Raw genomic sequence first — 16,108 nt, forward strand, 5'->3', positions numbered from 1 at the left:
CGGCGTAACTAGCTGCGATCGACCGGGAAAGCGATCACCTCACTGAGCGCATCGGCCTTCAGCGCCAGCATAATCAGGCGATCGACGCCCAGCGCCACGCCGGAACAGGCCGGCATGCCGTGCGCCAGCGCATCCAGCAGGTAAGTATCAATCGGATGCTGTGGCAAACCGCGCGCAGCGCGACGGCGATTATCCTGCTCAAAGCGCTGACGCTGTTCGCGGCTGTCGGTCAGTTCGCGGAAACCGTTGGCCAGCTCAACGCCTTTGTAATAGACCTCAAAACGCTCTGCCACGCGGTGATCTTCGGTACTGATCTCCGCCAGCGCCGCCTGACTGGCCGGGAAGTGATAGACGAAGCACGGCTTATCGAGACCAATTTTCGGTTCCACGCCCAGCATAAACAGCAGCTGCAGCAGCGTGTCGCGATCGTCTTCGCGATTCGCCAGCTCGCCCTCACCCAGCTTTTCCGCCGCTTCGCGCAGCTGCGCCTTGTCCGCCGACAGCGGATCGATCTCCAGATGACGGATAAACGCCTGCTGATACGATAGCGATTCGGCGCTGTCGCACTCCAGCACCTGCTGCAGCAGGTCGTCGACTTCGTTCATCAGCCGATACATGTCGTAGTGCGGCCGATACCACTCCAGCATGGTGAATTCCGGATTATGGTGGCGCCCGGCCTCTTCATTACGGAAGCAGCGCCCCATCTGATAAATCGGGCCGCTGCCCGCTGCCAGCAGGCGCTTCATGTGATATTCCGGACTGGTCATCAGCCACAGATCGCGCCCGTCTGCCGCGCCAGGTCCGACAAAGCGCGTCTGGAATGGCACCAGGTGGATGTCGGTGATCGTCGCCTGGCTCATGGCAGGCGTATCCACTTCCAGTACGCCGCGATCGGCAAAGAAACGCCGGATTTCCGCCAGGATGGCGGCGCGTTTCAACAAATTGGCAATGGGTGCGCTCGGCTGCCAGCTTGCCGTTTCGCTCATGGTGATGACTCCTTATACAGACAAGGGGAGGAAGTCTACCCGTATTGCTGACGGCAAACAACGGCACCGCCGTCGCGGCAGGCAGTTTCAGAAATCACAGGCGCTGGCAGGACAACAGGAGGAAGAGAAAGCCGGTACGAAAGCAGGTTTCGCACCGGTTTTAGTTACTGCGCGCTGCGCTGAATTGCCTGACCGCCCGCTTCAACATCTTCGCCTACGCCACGCGTGGTGTTACAGGCAGAAAGCAGCGAGGAAAGCACCAGTACCGAGAAAATCGCGACAATACTTTTCTTTAACATAGCCATATCCTTGTTGGTTGCAGTAAAAGTACAGCTTTTAAAGCATAGACCGGATACGCCATGATGGCGGTTAAGCTGCTGAAAAAAGACGCGGTGCGGGGAAGAGCGCGGAAATAAAAAAGGCGCATCGATGATGCGCCTGATTTGACGATTATTTTACGCGGGAAACGTATTCGCCAGAGCGGGTGTCTACTTTTACCACTTCGCCAATCTGTACGAACAGTGGCACTTTGATCACGGCGCCGGTAGACAGCGTCGCTGGCTTGCCGCCGGTACCGGCAGTATCACCTTTCAGACCTGGGTCAGTTTCGGTGATTTCTGCTTCGATGAAGTTCGGTGGCTGAACGGCGATCGGTTTATCGTTCCACAGGGTTACGATACACTCGGCGTTGTCCTGCAGCCATTTGGTCACGTCGTCCAGTACCTTGGCTTCAACCTGATACTGTTCGAATGTTTCCGGGTGCATGAAGTAGAAGAAATCACCGTCGTTGTAAGAGTACTGCAGCGTCATGTCACGCACGTCTGCGCCTTCGGCGGAGTCGGTAGACTTGAAGGTTTTCTCAACGCGTGAACCGGTCAGCAGACGACGCATTTTAACACGTGCAAACGCCTGGCCTTTACCCGGCTTAACGAATTCACTGGATTCGATGGCATACGGTTCGCCTTCGAACATGATTTTAAGACCGGCACGAAAATCGTTGCTAAGATAAGTCGCCATAAAGGCCCTCTGTAGATATTAACTGGTAATAGCCAAAAAAATGGCACACATTGTAACCCTAAATCCCCCCGTCAGAGAAGATTGGTTGCAGCAACTTGCTGATGTTGTCACCGATCCTGCTGAATTACTGCAACTTTTAGCCCTCGAAAACCACGCGGATCTGGCAGCCGGGAGCGAGGCACGCCGTCTGTTCGCCCTGCGCGTACCGCGCGCCTTTATTCAGCGCATGCAGCGCGGCAATGCGCAGGACCCGCTGCTGCTGCAGGTGCTGACCAGCCGTCAGGAGTTTACCGATGCGCCAGGTTACAGCACCGATCCGCTCGATGAGCAGAGCAGCGTGGTGCCGGGCTTACTGCATAAGTATAGAAACCGCGCGCTGCTGCTGGTCAAGGGCGGCTGCGCGGTGAACTGCCGCTACTGCTTCCGCCGGCATTTCCCCTATCAGGATAATCAGGGCAACAAGCGCAACTGGCAGGCGGCGATTGATTACATTGCCGCCCATCCCGAGCTGGACGAGATCATCTTCTCCGGCGGCGATCCGCTGATGGCGAAAGATCAGGAGCTGGCGTGGCTGATTGGCGCGCTGGAAAACATTCCGCACCTGAAACGCCTGCGCATTCACAGCCGGTTGCCGGTAGTGATTCCGGCGCGCATTACTGAAGGGCTATGCCAGCTGCTGGCGGATACGCGTCTGCAGGTGCTGCTGGTCAGCCACATCAACCACGCGCAGGAGATTGACGAGGCGCTGCGCGAACGCATGCAGAGGCTTAAACGCGCCGGCGTCACCCTGCTGAACCAGAGCGTGCTGCTGCGCGGCGTTAATGACGATGCGCAGACTCTGGCACAGCTCAGCAATGCGCTGTTTGATGCCGGCATCCTGCCCTACTATTTACATGTGCTGGATAAGGTGCAGGGGGCGGCGCACTTCTTTGTGCCGGATGAGCAGGCACGGGCGCTGGTGCGGCAGCTGCTGACCATGGTGTCGGGCTATATGGTGCCGAAGCTGGCGCGGGAAATTGGTGGTGAGCCGAGCAAAACGCCGCTGGATCTGCAGCTGCGTCAGGAGTGACGTTCCCTGCCAGCTGCCCGGTGCGCATGAATGCGCACCCTACAGTCGGCGCCATCACCGTAGTGTCGCCATTGATGGCGACCGTGCTGGAACTGTACTCAAAAACAAAAAAGCCGCTCTCGCGGCTTTTTTATTGCTGCTCTGCCATTACGGGCACTTATACACCTGACCCGACATTTTGCTGTCGAGCGGGGCAAAGGCAGACAGCAGATTCTGCGTCGGGCTGGTGGCACCATAAATCACGTTGCCGCCCATCTCCGCTGCGCGGTTACGCAGGTCGTTGGCCGCACCACGCAGTGAACTGCCTTCACCGCCTGAGCCGGTCAGCCAGTTGCTCTGCGAGCCGGTAACATTGCCCAGCAGCTGACATTGGCTGCCTGGCTGTTGATCAACAAAGGTGACACGTTCGCCGGCGGCACTCAGTTGGTTGGAGGTGCTACAGCCCGCCAGCAGTAAGGTACCGACTGCCAGTCCGAGCGAGAGGTTAATCCGCATTATAATCCCCATTTATTATCATCAGTGTCGGGCGGCAGCGTAGCAGAAAAGCGCACATTTTTTCTGAACATTCATTGCCCTAAACCCGCAAAGCCGAAGTATTGCGCCCTTACTTATACCTTGTTCGCCGGCAAAAGAAAAACCCCCGACCGTTTCCGATCGGGGGTTTCTCAACAGCTCAGACGTTCAGGGCAATTACATCATGCCGCCCATACCGCCCATGCCACCCATGCCGCCAGCGCCAGCACCTAAGTCAGGTGCGTCGCCTTTCGGCAGGTCGGTGACCATCGCTTCGGTGGTAATCATCAGACCGGCCACAGAAGATGCGTACTGCAGCGCAGAACGGGTCACTTTGGTTGGATCCAGGATACCGAAGTCGATCATGTTGCCGTACTCTTCGGTCTGCGCGTTGTAACCGTAGTTACCGTCGCCCGCTTTCACGTTGTTAGCAACCACAGATGGCTCTTCACCGGCGTTAGAAACGATCTGACGCAGTGGCGCTTCCATCGCACGCAGAGCAACCTTGATACCGACGTTCTGGTCTTCGTTCTGACCTTTCAGGCCAGATGCTGCGATTTTCGCCGCAACACGCACCAGCGCAACACCACCACCGGCAACCACGCCTTCTTCAACCGCAGCACGGGTAGCGTGCAGGGCATCTTCAACGCGTGCTTTCTTCTCTTTCATTTCAACTTCAGTCGCTGCGCCTACTTTCAGTACGGCTACACCGCCTGCCAGTTTTGCAACGCGCTCCTGCAGTTTCTCTTTGTCGTAGTCAGACGTCGCTTCTTCGATCTGCTGACGGATCTGCGTCACGCGGCCAGAGATGGCGCCCTGATCGCCCACACCATCGATGATGGTGGTGGTGTCTTTGTTGATCACCACGCGTTTTGCCTGACCCAGGTCTTCCAGCGTCGCTTTTTCCAGCTCCATACCGATCTCTTCAGAGATCACGGTACCGCCGGTCAGGATAGCAATATCCTGCAGCATCGCTTTACGACGGTCGCCGAAGCCCGGCGCTTTCACCGCAGCCACTTTCACGATACCGCGCATGGTGTTAACCACCAGCGTAGCCAGCGCTTCGCCTTCCACGTCTTCTGCGATGATCAGCAGTGGTTTGCCGGCTTTCGCCACAGCTTCCAGCACTGGCAGCATTTCGCGGATGTTAGAGATTTTCTTGTCAGCCAGCAGGATGAATGGGCTTTCCAGCTCCACTGCACCGGTTTCTGGCTTGTTGATGAAGTACGGAGACAGGTAGCCACGGTCGAACTGCATACCTTCAACCACGTCCAGCTCGTCCTGCAGACCGGTGCCTTCTTCAACGGTGATCACGCCTTCTTTACCCACTTTGTCCATCGCCTGAGCGATCAGGGTACCGACGCTTTCATCGGAGTTGGCAGAAATGGTACCTACCTGCGCGATAGCGCGGGAATCCTGGCATGGTACAGACAGGGTTTTCAGCTCTTCAACGGCTGCGGCAACGGCTTTATCGATACCGCGCTTCAGATCCATTGGGTTCATGCCCGCCGCGACGGCTTTCAGGCCTTCGTTGACGATAGCCTGTGCCAGAACGGTAGCGGTGGTGGTGCCGTCGCCTGCTGCGTCGTTGGCTTTAGAAGCGACTTCTTTCACCATCTGCGCACCCATGTTCTCGAACTTGTCTTCCAGCTCGATTTCACGTGCCACAGAAACACCATCTTTAGTGATGGTCGGTGCACCAAAAGATTTATCCAGAACCACGTTACGGCCTTTCGGGCCCAGGGTAACTTTTACTGCATCTGCCAGTACGTTCACGCCACGCAGCATTTTTACGCGTGCGTCATTACCGAATTTTACGTCTTTAGCTGCCATTTCAAATATCCCTTAAATTCGTTTCGTTCAGTGAATTACGCGTAAATTACGCTTCAACAATCGCCAGAATGTCGCTTTCAGAGATGATCAGAACTTCTTCGTTGTCGATTTTCTCAGTCTTGGCACCGTAGCCTTCGCTGAAAATCACCAGATCACCCACTTTCACGTCCAGCGGCTTCACGTCGCCGTTTTCCAGGATGCGGCCATTGCCAACAGCCAGTACTTCACCGCGGGTTGATTTGCCTGCTGCAGAGCCGGTCAGAACGATACCGCCAGCAGATTTGGCTTCAACTTCTTTACGCTTGACGATAACGCGATCGTGCAACGGACGAATTTTCATTTGATAGCTCTCCTTTGAGAAGTCCAATCATTCATTTTTGGGTTGAACGCCGGGCTTGAGGGTTCCGGCCTCGTGGAGAGAGAGATAGGGGCAGAAAAGGGGCTTTCAAGGGCAAAAAAATAAAAAATTTTCGTTTGCGTAACAGATGACGAAAAAGACAGCAAAAAGGGCGGCTTACGCCGCTCCGCTTACATTCAGCGATCTTTATCGTGACCGATACGATCCTGATCTTTGCGCTCAAACTCGCCGTCCATGGTGACGCCGCTGTCCGGGCCCTGCCCCGGGCCGCGCCATACGCGCAGGTGCGGCATCAGCTTCAGCGTCAGGTGTTTCTGCACCGGCGGCAGCAACAGCAGCAGGCCGAGGAAATCGGTGAAGAAGCCCGGCAGCAGCAGCAGAAAACCGGCGATGATCAGCGACACGCTTTTGATCATCTCCGCCGCCGGGCTCTCGTTACGCGCCAGCTTCTCCTGCATCAGCATAAAGTTCTTCATGCCCTGGTTTTTCACCAGCGACACACCAATGCACGAGGTAAAAATCACCAGCAGCATGGTCAGCAGCACGCCGAGCGCGTGCGCCACCTGGATGAAAATCGAGATCTCAATCCAGGCCAGAACAAAAAAAATCACTAACGGTAACCAGCGCACCGATATCTCCTGTGAGTCACGCCGCCACGCAGCGTGCGGGGCAGCAAAATTGAAGGGTCAGCATGACCATAACGTATGAGATGGGCACGCGGCCGGGGAAATTCAACCGCCGCTGTTAAATTTATGCCACTGACTTAAAATTGCGAAGTACATCACATATCGTTATTACCGCTGGGCCAGCAAATGTCCGTAAAGTGATCTGTGCACAAGCATTTCTGCAGTGACAGAATATGATCGTGCTCGCCAGCCCGAAGATGGATAAAATGTCGGCACTGGTATTCCACGACAATATAATTGCTTCACCTGCACGTTATTCGCCGCCCATCCATTCCGGATGCCCGGCAGTAACACAGCAGCAATAATAAGAAGGTAATCATGGCGAACAACATTCGTATCGAAGAAGACCTGTTAGGCATGCGTGAAGTTCCGGCAGATGCCTATTACGGTGTTCATACTCTGCGTGCGATTGAGAACTTCTATATCAGTAACAGTAAAATCAGCGACATCCCTGAGTTTGTTCGCGGCATGGTGATGGTGAAAAAAGCCGCCGCGCTCGCCAACAAAGAGCTGCAAACCATCCCCCGCCACATCGCCAACACCATCATTCAGGCCTGTGATGAAGTGCTGAACAACGGTAAGTGCATGGACCAGTTCCCGGTTGATGTCTATCAGGGCGGCGCGGGTACCTCGGTCAACATGAACACCAACGAGGTGCTGGCTAACATCGGTCTGGAGCTGATGGGTCACCAGAAAGGTGAATATCAGTACCTCAACCCGAACGATCACGTGAATAAGTGTCAGTCCACTAACGACGCTTATCCTACCGGCTTCCGCATTGCGGTTTACGCCTCGATCCTCAAACTGCTCGACGCGATTGGCCAGCTGAGCGAAGGTTTTCAGCGCAAAGCGGTGGAGTTTGAAAACATCCTGAAGATGGGCCGCACCCAGCTGCAGGACGCGGTGCCGATGTCGCTCGGTCAGGAGTTCCACGCGTTCAACGTACTGCTGAACGAAGAGACGCGCAGCATTCTGCGTACCGCCGAACTGCTGCTGGAGGTTAACCTCGGCGCCACGGCGATCGGCACCCGCCTCAACACACCGGACGGCTACCAGCAGCTGGCGGTACAGCGCCTGGCGGAAGTCAGCAACCTGCCGGTGGTGCCCGCCGAAGATCTGATTGAAGCCACCTCAGACTGCGGCGCTTACGTCATGGTGCATTCAGCGCTGAAGCGCCTGGCGGTGAAACTGTCGAAAATCTGTAACGACCTGCGCCTGCTGTCATCCGGTCCGCGCGCCGGCCTGAACGAAATCAACCTGCCGGAACTGCAGGCCGGTTCTTCGATCATGCCTGCGAAAGTTAACCCGGTGGTACCGGAAGTGGTCAATCAGGTGTGCTTTAAAGTGATTGGCAACGACACCACGGTGACCATGGCTTCTGAAGCCGGTCAGCTGCAGCTCAACGTGATGGAACCGGTGATTGGCCAGGCGCTGTTTGAGTCGATCAGCATCCTGACCAACGCCTGCTACAACCTGCTGGAAAAATGCGTTAATGGCATCACCGCCAACAAAGCGGTCTGTGAAGCCTACGTGTTCAACTCCATCGGTATCGTCACTTACCTCAACCCGTACATCGGCCATCACAACGGCGATATCGTCGGGAAAATCTGTGCTGAAACCGGTAAGAGCGTACGCGAAGTGGTGCTGGAACGCGGTCTGCTGACCGAAGCCGAGCTGGACGATATTTTCTCCATCCAGAACCTGATGCACCCGGAATACAAAGCCAAACGCTACACCGACGAAAACGAACAGTAATCCGTTCCGGATCAAGTCGTCTGAAGCACGCCTGTATACAATACGGCGTGCTTTTTTATTTTGACGTCTATAACTAAAGTGGCTGCGTGTGGCGGCACTTCAGGGAGTGAAACTATGGTAGTGGTGGAATTGCTCATCGTCCTGCTGGCGATCTGGCTGGGTGCGCGCCTCGGCGGCATCGGCATTGGCTTTGCCGGCGGTTTAGGCGTGCTGGTGCTGACGCTGGTTTGCGGCATGAAACCCGGCGCGATCCCGTTCGATGTCATCGAGATCATTATGGCGGTGATTGCGGCCATCGCCGCGATGCAGGTTGCTGGCGGCATGGATTATCTGGTCGGGCTGGCGGAACGCCTGCTGCGCCGCCATCCGCGCTATGTCACTTTCCTTGCGCCGCTGGTGACCTATGCGATGACGCTGCTGGCGGGTACCGGGCACACCGCTTTTTCAACTCTGCCGGTGATTGCGGAAGTGGCCAAAGAGCAAGGCGTACGTCCTTCGCGCCCGCTGTCGATAGCCGTAGTGGCGTCGCAAATCGCCATCACCGCCTCGCCGCTTTCGGCCGCGGTGGTATTTTTTGCCTCGATTCTTGAACCGCGCGGCGTCAGTTATCTGGCGCTGCTCGGCGTCGCGCTGCCTGCCACCATGCTGGCCATTTTCTGTGCCGCCGTGATCACCAACTTCCTCGGCAAAGAGCTCAAAGAAGATGACGTCTATCAGGCGCGCCTGGCGAAAGGTGAAGTAACGCTGCGCGGTGAGCAGGTTTATCACATCAAGCCGGGTGCCAGACGCGCGGTGCTGCTGTTCCTGATCGGTATTGCGGCGGTGGTGCTGTACGCGACGGCAATCAGCGACAGCGTGGGCCTGATCAGCAATCCGGTGCTGCCGCGTAACGAAGCCATTGTGGTGTTTATGCTGACGGTTGCTACGCTGATTTGCCTGACCTGCAAAGTGGAAACCGGTGAAATCCTCAGCGCCAGCACGTTTAAATCCGGCATGAGCGCCTGTATCTGCGTGATGGGCGTCGCCTGGCTGGGCGATACCTTTGTCAAGGCGCACCTCAGCGACATCCAGACGCTGGCCGGCGACATGCTGCAGGGCTATCCGTGGATGCTGGCGCTGGTGCTGTTCTTTGCTGCCACGTTGCTCTATTCGCAGGCGGCCACCACCAAAGCGCTGATGCCGGCCGCACTGATGCTCGGCGTGTCGCCGCTGGCGGCGGTCGCCTCCTTCGCCGCGGTGTCCGCGCTGTTCGTGCTGCCCACCTACCCGACGCTGCTGGCCGCGGTGGAGATGGACGACACCGGCTCGACCCGCATTGGTAAATACGTGTTCAACCACTCGTTTATCATTCCCGGCGTGCTGGCGATTACCTTCTCGGTGGCGTTTGGCTTCCTGTTCGGCAGCCTGATCCTGTAGCGTCGTGGTTACATCCTGAAAACCTCGTGGCGCAGCGGCCGTGTTATTATCGCGGCTCATTCGCCACTGGAGCTGATTAATTCGTCATGGCTGCTCGATTTTCCCGCCTGCTAAGCCTGTGCCTGGCGCTGCTGTTTTGCCTGTCGGCGCAGGCCAGCCTGTTCTCGCCCACCACCAACAACCGCTTTGTGCCGGTCGATCAGGCCTTTGGCTTTGATTTCAGCCTGCAGGGCCATCAGCTGACGCTGAGCTGGAAAGTGAAAGACGGCTATTACCTCTATCGCCAGCAATTCCACATCAGCGCGCAACACGCGCAGCTGGCGCCGGTCACGCTGCCGCCGGGCCAGCCGCACGAAGATGAGTTTTACGGCAAGAGCGAAATCTATCCGCAGGACGTACAGCTGCCGATCACCCTGCGCCAGGCCGATGCCGGTGCAACGCTCAGCGTGACCTATCAGGGCTGCGCCGCGGCCGGTTTCTGCTATCCGCCGGAGACCCGCTCGGTGCCGCTGACGGCGATTGCTGCCGATAGCGCCGCGCCGGTAATCGCGGCATCACCGGCCGCTCACCGCACGCCGCTGCCGTTTTCGCCGCTGTGGGCGCTGCTGATTGGCATCGGCGTGGCCTTTACGCCTTGCGTGCTGCCGATGTATCCGCTGATCTCCGGCATCATTCTTGGTGGCCAGCGCCGCTACTCGCTGGGCCGGCTGTTCGCCCTCGCACTGGTTTACGTGCAGGGCATGGCGCTGACTTACACCCTGCTCGGTATGGTGGTGGCAGCGGCGGGGCTGCGTTTCCAGGCTGCGCTGCAGCATCCTTACGTGTTAATCGGCCTCTCCGTGCTGTTTGTGCTGCTGGCGCTGTCGATGTTTGGCCTGTTCACGCTGCAGCTGCCTGCCAGCCTCCAGACGCGTCTGACGCTATGGAGCAACCGTCAGCAAGGCGGGTCGCTGGCGGGCGTGTTTATGATGGGCGCACTGGCTGGGCTAATCTGCTCACCCTGCACCACCGCGCCGCTCAGCGCCATCCTGCTGTATATCGCGCAGAGCGGTAATCTGTGGGCCGGAGCCGGCACGCTGTGGCTGTACGCCTTCGGCATGGGACTGCCGCTGATTGCTGTAACGATGTTCGGCAACCGGCTGCTGCCGAAAAGCGGTCCGTGGATGCAGAGCGTAAAAGAGGGTTTTGGCTTTGTGATTTTGGCGCTGCCGGTGTTTCTGCTGGAGCGCGTGCTGGGCGATATCTGGGGACTGCGGCTGTGGAGTCTGCTCGGCGTGGCATTTTTTGCCTGGGCGTTCAGCCTGAGTCTCAGCGCGCGCGGCACAGCGCGCGTGCTGCCGATCATCATGCTGGCGGCCGCGCTGGTGGTGGCGCGCCCGCTGCAGGACTGGGCATTTGGCAGCAGCAGTACGCAAAGCGTCGCGCACCTGCCGTTCCAGCGCATCAGCAACAGCCAGCAGCTGGATAGCGCATTACAGCAGGCGCAGGGCCGTATCACCATGGTCGATCTCTATGCCGACTGGTGCGTGGCCTGCAAAGAGTTTGAAAAATACACCTTCAGCGATGACGGCGTGCGCAGCGCCCTGAGCAACGTGCAGCTGCTGCAGGCTAACGTAACAGCCAACAATGCGCAGGATAACGCGCTGCTGCAGCATCTGCAGGTGCTTGGCCTGCCGACCATCCTGTTCTTCGATGCGCAGGGCAAAGAGATTGCCGATTCACGCGTCACCGGCTTCCTTAACGCCGCGGATTTCCGCGCCCATTTGCACAATCTGCCGCGTTAAACGAAACTGGTTGCACGACACTGTCCGGGCGTACGCGCCCGGGCCCGCATTCCGGAGGAGAGTCTTTTGCAACGCGAACAGATCCTTGAGCATGCGCTGAATGTGCTCGAACAGAGCGGCCTTGCCGCGACCACCTCGCTGCAGCAGCTGGCTGGCGAAAGCGGCCTCGCCAGCGATCAGCTGGAGCGCTACTGGCCCGATCGCGATGCCCTGCTGTATGACGCGCTGCGCTTTCACGGCCAGCAGATTGACAGCTGGCGCCGCCAGGTGCAGCTGGATGAGCGCCTCAGTGCAGCACAAAAGCTGCTGGCGCGTTACGACGTGCTGGCAGAGCACGTCAGTAAAGGCCGCTTTCCCGGCTGCCTGTTTATTGCCGCCTGCAGTTTCTATCCCCAGCCGGATCAGCCGGTGCACCAGCTCGCCGAACAGCAGAAGCGCAGTTCCTGGCAGTTCACCCATGAAATCCTCGTCGACCTGGCGCTGGACAACCCCAGCATGGTGGCCGATCAGATGGAGCTGATCCTCGAAGGCTGTCTGAGTAAGCTGCTGGTGAAGCGCAACGTGCAGGATGTCGCTACCGCGCGGCGTCTGGCTGAAGATGTGCTGAGCATCGCGCTGTGCCGGCAAAACGGTGCGCTGGCGTAGGCTTTTTGTTCACCCTGCCTGAAAAGCAGGCAATCAGTCACGATTGCTACGCTTTTTTTACGAAACCCGTTGACGGCTGTGAGCCATTAGGGTTTAATGCGCCCCGTTGCCCGGATAGCTCAGTCGGTAGAGCAGGGGATTGAAAATCCCCGTGTCGGTGGTTCGATTCCGCCTCCGGGCACCACTCTTCAGAGCCTGTTCGTTAGGGGTTGAGATCCTTAACGGGCATGACAGTGGTCCCCAGCATGATGTTGGTAGTTTGCTTACCGCACCATTGTTGAACACGGGACTTAAAGTCCGGAGGATGTTGTAGCATCCTCTGGACTTCTCACATCCTTAAAAAATACTTCAGCATCGTATTTACCTTTAGAAATGTTTTCTGTCAATCTTTTGTAAAGGTTTGCCTCCCTTTTTTTCCTCTTCAAGAATCATATCGTTAAGATTTGACTTAAGATTACTCTTAGGCCACCTCCAGCTGTTCGAGAACGCTCCTAACCTTGTTAATGTCGCTTTCAACGTATTGCAGAGTGACTGCAGGCGATGAATGGCCCAGAAGATCCTGAGCCATTTTTAGGTTTCGGTCAGGCATACTCATCAGATTTGTAGCTATGGTGTGCCGGAATCGATGAGGACTTACAACAAAGCCACATTCGTTTGAAAGCCGGCGAAAAAATGCACGCAATGGTGGATTATCCATGTTTTCACTTGTCTCATTCCTGCGACCATCAAATCGGGATAAATTGAAAAGCTGATCCTCCATCTTTGCTCCTCTTTCCAGAGAACGGTTATAAAGCATTTCTAATCTTGGTCTCAGATGACGTGTGATCGGAACAAGATGTTCGCGATGGTTTTTTGCTCCTTCCGGTCGAAGGCTTATCCAGTTATGCATAAAATTAACGTCACATAATCGTATATGCAGAAGCTGATTCTGCCTCATCCCTGTCCTTCGTAAAGCATCCAACACGGTAAGCCAGAACCATGCAGGCCTCAATGCCGACCTGTGGTTATAGTTTTTACCATACTGTTCATCCGCCTCCCTGGCCTCCATTAAAAGATATATTTTATTAATCTGGATATCAGTCAGGGTTTTCTTTCGCTTTACATCTGGCCGTGCAATCTTGCCATTAAAGGGATTTTTGGCTGTCGAAATATAACCTTCCTCTATCGCAAAATTGAACAATGCTCTCATGTGTGTGAGCTTATTGTTCCATGTGGTTTTTGTTAGACCCTCAACATTAATTACATGTCTGCGCCAGTTTAAAACCAACCCGTCATCAACATCAGCAGGAGATATGGCTGCTCCAGCAAAGTTCAGGAAAGTCTTTAATACTTTTCTGTAACTCCATTCAGTTGCAACTCGAAGAGTTTTACTAAAAAAATATCCTTCAATAAGTTCATCAAATGAACATGAATCTTTCATTTTGACCTCAGTTTTATAAATGCTCCCCAGCCAGTCATTTCCTGGCAGAAAGCCATGTGCTGTCCGAAGGACAGCTCCCTTTTTTAAATAAAATGTCGGCATTAATCATATAGCCTGACACTTTTGTAAAACGACCGCTCTTATCCGGCGTATCGTATTGATGGTAATGGAATAACCCCTTACCATTTCGTGAATGGTGTACGTTCAGTGCCTCAAAACTTTTTTGTAGTCTGGCCTTATCCGTATCACTTACTCCTGCAGTCGTGGTGTAACGGTAAAAACAGGCCGGTGAGACCACAAAAACAAACTGCGCCAGAACGTGAAGCAGACTGTCCTTTTGATTTACGCTCAGCCTGCCGTCCTCAATGCTGTCCCTGATCCACTCAAGAAAGAGCACACCGGATTGTTCTCCCTTATCTTTCCTGTTTTCATCGGAATGAAACACCTCAGTTGTAATTGGCGTGGCTGGACGATTATCCGAAGAAGAATTATCCAATGCCGTAGCAGTTTTCCCTTCAGCCATTAAATCAAGCAATGACAGGAGATTCTCCGTATAGCCCTGCGTCTGCTCTTCTTCTCCCTTACTGATGGCGTTTTCTGCAGAAAGCAGGGCTTCCTCTGCTGTGAGTGCGGATTCCAGCACCAGTGAAGGAGCAGGCGGGACAATCTTCTCAGGCGACAACTCACTTTCCTGAGCAGAACTGTAGTCCAAAAATACATTTTTGATTGGCACTAAAATACCTTCAGCATTATCGAGACTGGACAATGAGTTAGGTTTTACTTCATATAATTTCGGGGGGGTATGGTCTGTTACAGATGTTATATTAACCAGAAGGGCCTGCTGCGGTTTTTGCCCGGACATTACGGTCTCATTTGAAAGACAGCAGCTGCTCAGGGCATCGTTCACAATACTGGTTAGTGTCCCGGCTTCGGCACGGCGTCCCGACAGAAAGAGCAGGAGTGTATCAGACAGAGCGGGCCAGCGCTGAAGCCACAACAGGGCCGTCTCAGGCAATAGTCTTAGCGCTACAAATACGCAGTTCATCTCGCCTGAGGGTTCAGTGGTCTGCCTGACCCGCCACTGATCTCCGGGCACGCTCAGGCCGGGATACCAGACCCGACCGTTCTTCAGAGCCCCCTCCACCTGCATAAGCCAGGGCAGATGATGGAACAGCCCGGCCCAGTATGCCGCACAGACCCAGCCGGGCGTTTGCTCAGCCTGTTCTTCAGGCGTGGCGCCTGCTGGAAGCATCATGCCGCGCACCAGCCTGACCGCACGCGCGGCCACGTTCAGGCTTAGTTCATTAAAACCTCCGGGACCAGAGTACGGGCCGGACCAGGCAGCCGGGCAGGCCTGCACCCGTGCCGCCATCTCCTCCAGAGGCCTGAGCCACCAGGCTTCAGTGACTTCCTTTGAAAGCGGACTGTTTTCTGTCAGCACCCGGATAAGACGACGGTACTCGTTTGTCTGAAGCTGCGCACTGCCCGTCAGAGCTGGGTGCCAACTACCATCAGCAACAGGCCGGGGGGATGTGTCGCCCTTAGATAGTCCCTCTACGTGCTGGTTTTCCTGTCTGCCCCTGCCTGTTAACCAGTTAAGTCCAATCACCGTCACCTCCGCCGTAATATGCCTGCTGAATATGACGCTAAGCTAAAAGCTCTCCGGACAATTTCAACCGGAAACCCGTAACCGTCTCTGACAGAAATCCTGCTTGTTAAAATGTTCAGAAGTGGTTTCAGATTTTCAGGGTGATCTGGTAACACCGTGATGCTTTCCTGCATACCTCTGATTACACCGGTATCGCGAACCATCGTATGCAGCAATTCTTTGTTTTGTTTTTTTTTATGATCTGGCTGGCACTGTGCGGGGCGATGAGCCTGAGTTTCACCCTCCAGGGCACATCCACCGGGTTTTATCTGGTATGGGTGCTGCTGTTCCTTCTTCCCTTTCTCCTTCGCCCGCTCGCATGGGCAGAGCGGCAGTTAAGACCGGCGCTGACGCTGATCCGCCATCGTCGCAGTCGGGCGTGGGTGCACCTCGCCCCTTGGCAGCCCACCACAGATCTGACGCCAGAGCGGGTCCATCAGTTCTGGCAATGCGTGAAGGCGTCAACCCGACAGGCTCTGGAAAAGTACCACATCGTTATCATCTCCTCGCACCTTCTGACCGACATTCGTGCTCGCCGGATGCTGGCCTGTATCGCTGAAGGTGGGCTTACCGTCCATCACCGCACTTACCGTATCCCTTTTACACCAGCGATGAGGGCGCTGATGCAGCTGGAAATTCTCTTCCGGCAGTGGCGCTGGCGCACGGAATTCCGTAGGGAATGGCCCGTGCTGATACTACGGCGTAAATCTTCCTAGTCGGAAAAATAATTTCGGGTGTTAGGGCATTTAGGGAATGTACACACTGACTACACACATGCATTCGAATTGAACGATCATGTGCAGTCCTTCATTCCATAGGCTGTTAATATGAAAAAAATTCTCTCCATTATGACCCTTTTAATAACGCTAACCTGCTGCAGCGGCAATAACCTCACAAGCTATCTCAACCCTGTCAGTCAGCAACCGGTAACAGGCGACGAAGAGTCGGCAACACGCAATAATATGGTGTGAAAGTCTG

At 55.6% G+C, this 16,108-nt stretch carries 15 protein-coding genes and 1 tRNA gene; 7 read left to right on the forward strand and 9 right to left on the reverse strand.

Annotated elements, in window-relative coordinates; translation table 11 throughout:
• Nucleotides 1-8 precede the first annotated feature (8 nt).
• From epmA to efp, 3 genes are all read right to left on the reverse strand, one after another.
• Nucleotides 9-986, reverse strand: a complete 978-nt coding sequence (gene epmA / locus AC6I79_RS17300) for an elongation factor P--(R)-beta-lysine ligase (protein WP_021507760.1) — start codon at nt 984-986, stop codon at nt 9-11.
• 164 nt (nt 987-1,150) lie between these two features.
• On the reverse strand, nt 1,151-1,285 hold the full coding sequence (locus AC6I79_RS17305) for an entericidin A/B family lipoprotein (RefSeq protein ID WP_031279745.1): 135 nt from the start codon (nt 1,283-1,285) through the stop codon (nt 1,151-1,153).
• A gap of 151 nt (nt 1,286-1,436) precedes the next feature.
• Nucleotides 1,437-2,003, reverse strand: a complete 567-nt coding sequence (gene efp, locus AC6I79_RS17310; RefSeq protein ID WP_021507762.1) for an elongation factor P — start codon at nt 2,001-2,003, stop codon at nt 1,437-1,439.
• A 40-nt stretch (nt 2,004-2,043) separates the two neighbouring features.
• On the opposite strand from efp, the gene epmB reads away from it, so the two are divergent.
• Nucleotides 2,044-3,072, forward strand: a complete 1,029-nt coding sequence (epmB, locus tag AC6I79_RS17315; RefSeq protein WP_058759602.1) for an EF-P beta-lysylation protein EpmB — start codon at nt 2,044-2,046, stop codon at nt 3,070-3,072.
• A 147-nt stretch (nt 3,073-3,219) separates the two neighbouring features.
• On the opposite strand, the gene AC6I79_RS17320 is transcribed toward epmB, so the two are convergent.
• From AC6I79_RS17320 to AC6I79_RS17335, 4 genes are all read right to left on the reverse strand, one after another.
• A complete protein-coding gene (locus AC6I79_RS17320; protein ID WP_021507764.1) occupies nt 3,220-3,567 on the reverse strand; it encodes a DUF4156 domain-containing protein in 348 nt (115 codons plus the stop codon).
• 195 nt (nt 3,568-3,762) lie between these two features.
• A complete protein-coding gene (gene groL, locus AC6I79_RS17325; RefSeq protein WP_021507765.1) occupies nt 3,763-5,418 on the reverse strand; it encodes a chaperonin GroEL in 1,656 nt (551 codons plus the stop codon).
• A 46-nt stretch (nt 5,419-5,464) separates the two neighbouring features.
• Nucleotides 5,465-5,758, reverse strand: coding sequence for a co-chaperone GroES (locus AC6I79_RS17330; RefSeq protein WP_021507766.1), 294 nt, complete (start codon nt 5,756-5,758; stop codon nt 5,465-5,467).
• A gap of 194 nt (nt 5,759-5,952) precedes the next feature.
• Nucleotides 5,953-6,405 (reverse strand): FxsA family protein, encoded by a 453-nt coding sequence (locus AC6I79_RS17335; protein WP_021507767.1) that lies wholly within the window; start codon nt 6,403-6,405, stop codon nt 5,953-5,955.
• A 375-nt stretch (nt 6,406-6,780) separates the two neighbouring features.
• Between AC6I79_RS17335 and aspA the strand changes: the two genes are divergently transcribed.
• The 5 genes from aspA (at nt 6,781) to AC6I79_RS17360 (ending at nt 12,246) form a co-directional block, all read left to right on the forward strand.
• The gene (gene aspA / locus AC6I79_RS17340; protein ID WP_021507768.1) at nt 6,781-8,217 is read left to right on the forward strand and encodes an aspartate ammonia-lyase; all 1,437 of its coding nucleotides are present in this window, start codon (nt 6,781-6,783) and stop codon (nt 8,215-8,217) included.
• Nucleotides 8,218-8,331: 114 nt separating this feature from the next.
• On the forward strand, nt 8,332-9,633 hold the full coding sequence (locus tag AC6I79_RS17345; RefSeq protein WP_021507769.1) for an anaerobic C4-dicarboxylate transporter: 1,302 nt from the start codon (nt 8,332-8,334) through the stop codon (nt 9,631-9,633).
• A gap of 86 nt (nt 9,634-9,719) precedes the next feature.
• Nucleotides 9,720-11,417 (forward strand): protein-disulfide reductase DsbD, encoded by a 1,698-nt coding sequence (locus AC6I79_RS17350; RefSeq protein WP_021507770.1) that lies wholly within the window; start codon nt 9,720-9,722, stop codon nt 11,415-11,417.
• Nucleotides 11,418-11,483: 66 nt separating this feature from the next.
• A complete protein-coding gene (dicD, locus tag AC6I79_RS17355) occupies nt 11,484-12,062 on the forward strand; it encodes a division control transcriptional repressor DicD (RefSeq protein ID WP_021507771.1) in 579 nt (192 codons plus the stop codon).
• A gap of 108 nt (nt 12,063-12,170) precedes the next feature.
• Nucleotides 12,171-12,246: transfer RNA gene (locus tag AC6I79_RS17360), tRNA-Phe, on the forward strand.
• 276 nt (nt 12,247-12,522) lie between these two features.
• Here AC6I79_RS17360 and AC6I79_RS17365 read toward each other — a convergent pair.
• Both AC6I79_RS17365 and AC6I79_RS17370 read right to left on the reverse strand, forming a co-directional pair.
• Nucleotides 12,523-13,482: a tyrosine-type recombinase/integrase gene (locus AC6I79_RS17365; RefSeq protein ID WP_498027442.1), complete on the reverse strand. Its 960-nt coding sequence runs from the start codon at nt 13,480-13,482 to the stop codon at nt 12,523-12,525.
• 34 nt (nt 13,483-13,516) lie between these two features.
• Nucleotides 13,517-15,091, reverse strand: a complete 1,575-nt coding sequence (locus AC6I79_RS17370) for a TraI domain-containing protein (RefSeq protein WP_498027441.1) — start codon at nt 15,089-15,091, stop codon at nt 13,517-13,519.
• 206 nt (nt 15,092-15,297) lie between these two features.
• Between AC6I79_RS17370 and AC6I79_RS17375 the strand changes: the two genes are divergently transcribed.
• Nucleotides 15,298-15,846, forward strand: a complete 549-nt coding sequence (locus tag AC6I79_RS17375; protein ID WP_498027440.1) for a hypothetical protein — start codon at nt 15,298-15,300, stop codon at nt 15,844-15,846.
• The last annotated feature ends 262 nt before the right edge of the window (nt 15,847-16,108 follow it).

This window comes from gamma proteobacterium symbiont of Scutellera amethystina, assembly GCF_059730845.1.

What these genes read in the sequence shown, in the direction of transcription:
- AC6I79_RS17345 (WP_021507769.1), top strand. Translation starts at nt 8,332, where the DNA reads ATGGTAGTGGTGGAATTGCTCATCGTCCTGCTGGCGATCTGGCTGGGT.
- AC6I79_RS17320 (WP_021507764.1), bottom strand. Translation starts at nt 3,567, where the DNA reads ATGCGGATTAACCTCTCGCTCGGACTGGCAGTCGGTACCTTACTGCTG.
- AC6I79_RS17350 (WP_021507770.1), top strand. Translation starts at nt 9,720, where the DNA reads ATGGCTGCTCGATTTTCCCGCCTGCTAAGCCTGTGCCTGGCGCTGCTG.
- AC6I79_RS17365 (WP_498027442.1), bottom strand. Translation starts at nt 13,482, where the DNA reads ATGAAAGATTCATGTTCATTTGATGAACTTATTGAAGGATATTTTTTT.
- efp (WP_021507762.1), bottom strand. Translation starts at nt 2,003, where the DNA reads ATGGCGACTTATCTTAGCAACGATTTTCGTGCCGGTCTTAAAATCATG.
- groL (WP_021507765.1), bottom strand. Translation starts at nt 5,418, where the DNA reads ATGGCAGCTAAAGACGTAAAATTCGGTAATGACGCACGCGTAAAAATG.
- epmA (WP_021507760.1), bottom strand. Translation starts at nt 986, where the DNA reads ATGAGCGAAACGGCAAGCTGGCAGCCGAGCGCACCCATTGCCAATTTG.
- epmB (WP_058759602.1), top strand. Translation starts at nt 2,044, where the DNA reads ATGGCACACATTGTAACCCTAAATCCCCCCGTCAGAGAAGATTGGTTG.
- AC6I79_RS17375 (WP_498027440.1), top strand. Translation starts at nt 15,298, where the DNA reads ATGCAGCAATTCTTTGTTTTGTTTTTTTTTATGATCTGGCTGGCACTG.
- AC6I79_RS17330 (WP_021507766.1), bottom strand. Translation starts at nt 5,758, where the DNA reads ATGAAAATTCGTCCGTTGCACGATCGCGTTATCGTCAAGCGTAAAGAA.
- aspA (WP_021507768.1), top strand. Translation starts at nt 6,781, where the DNA reads ATGGCGAACAACATTCGTATCGAAGAAGACCTGTTAGGCATGCGTGAA.
- AC6I79_RS17305 (WP_031279745.1), bottom strand. Translation starts at nt 1,285, where the DNA reads ATGTTAAAGAAAAGTATTGTCGCGATTTTCTCGGTACTGGTGCTTTCC.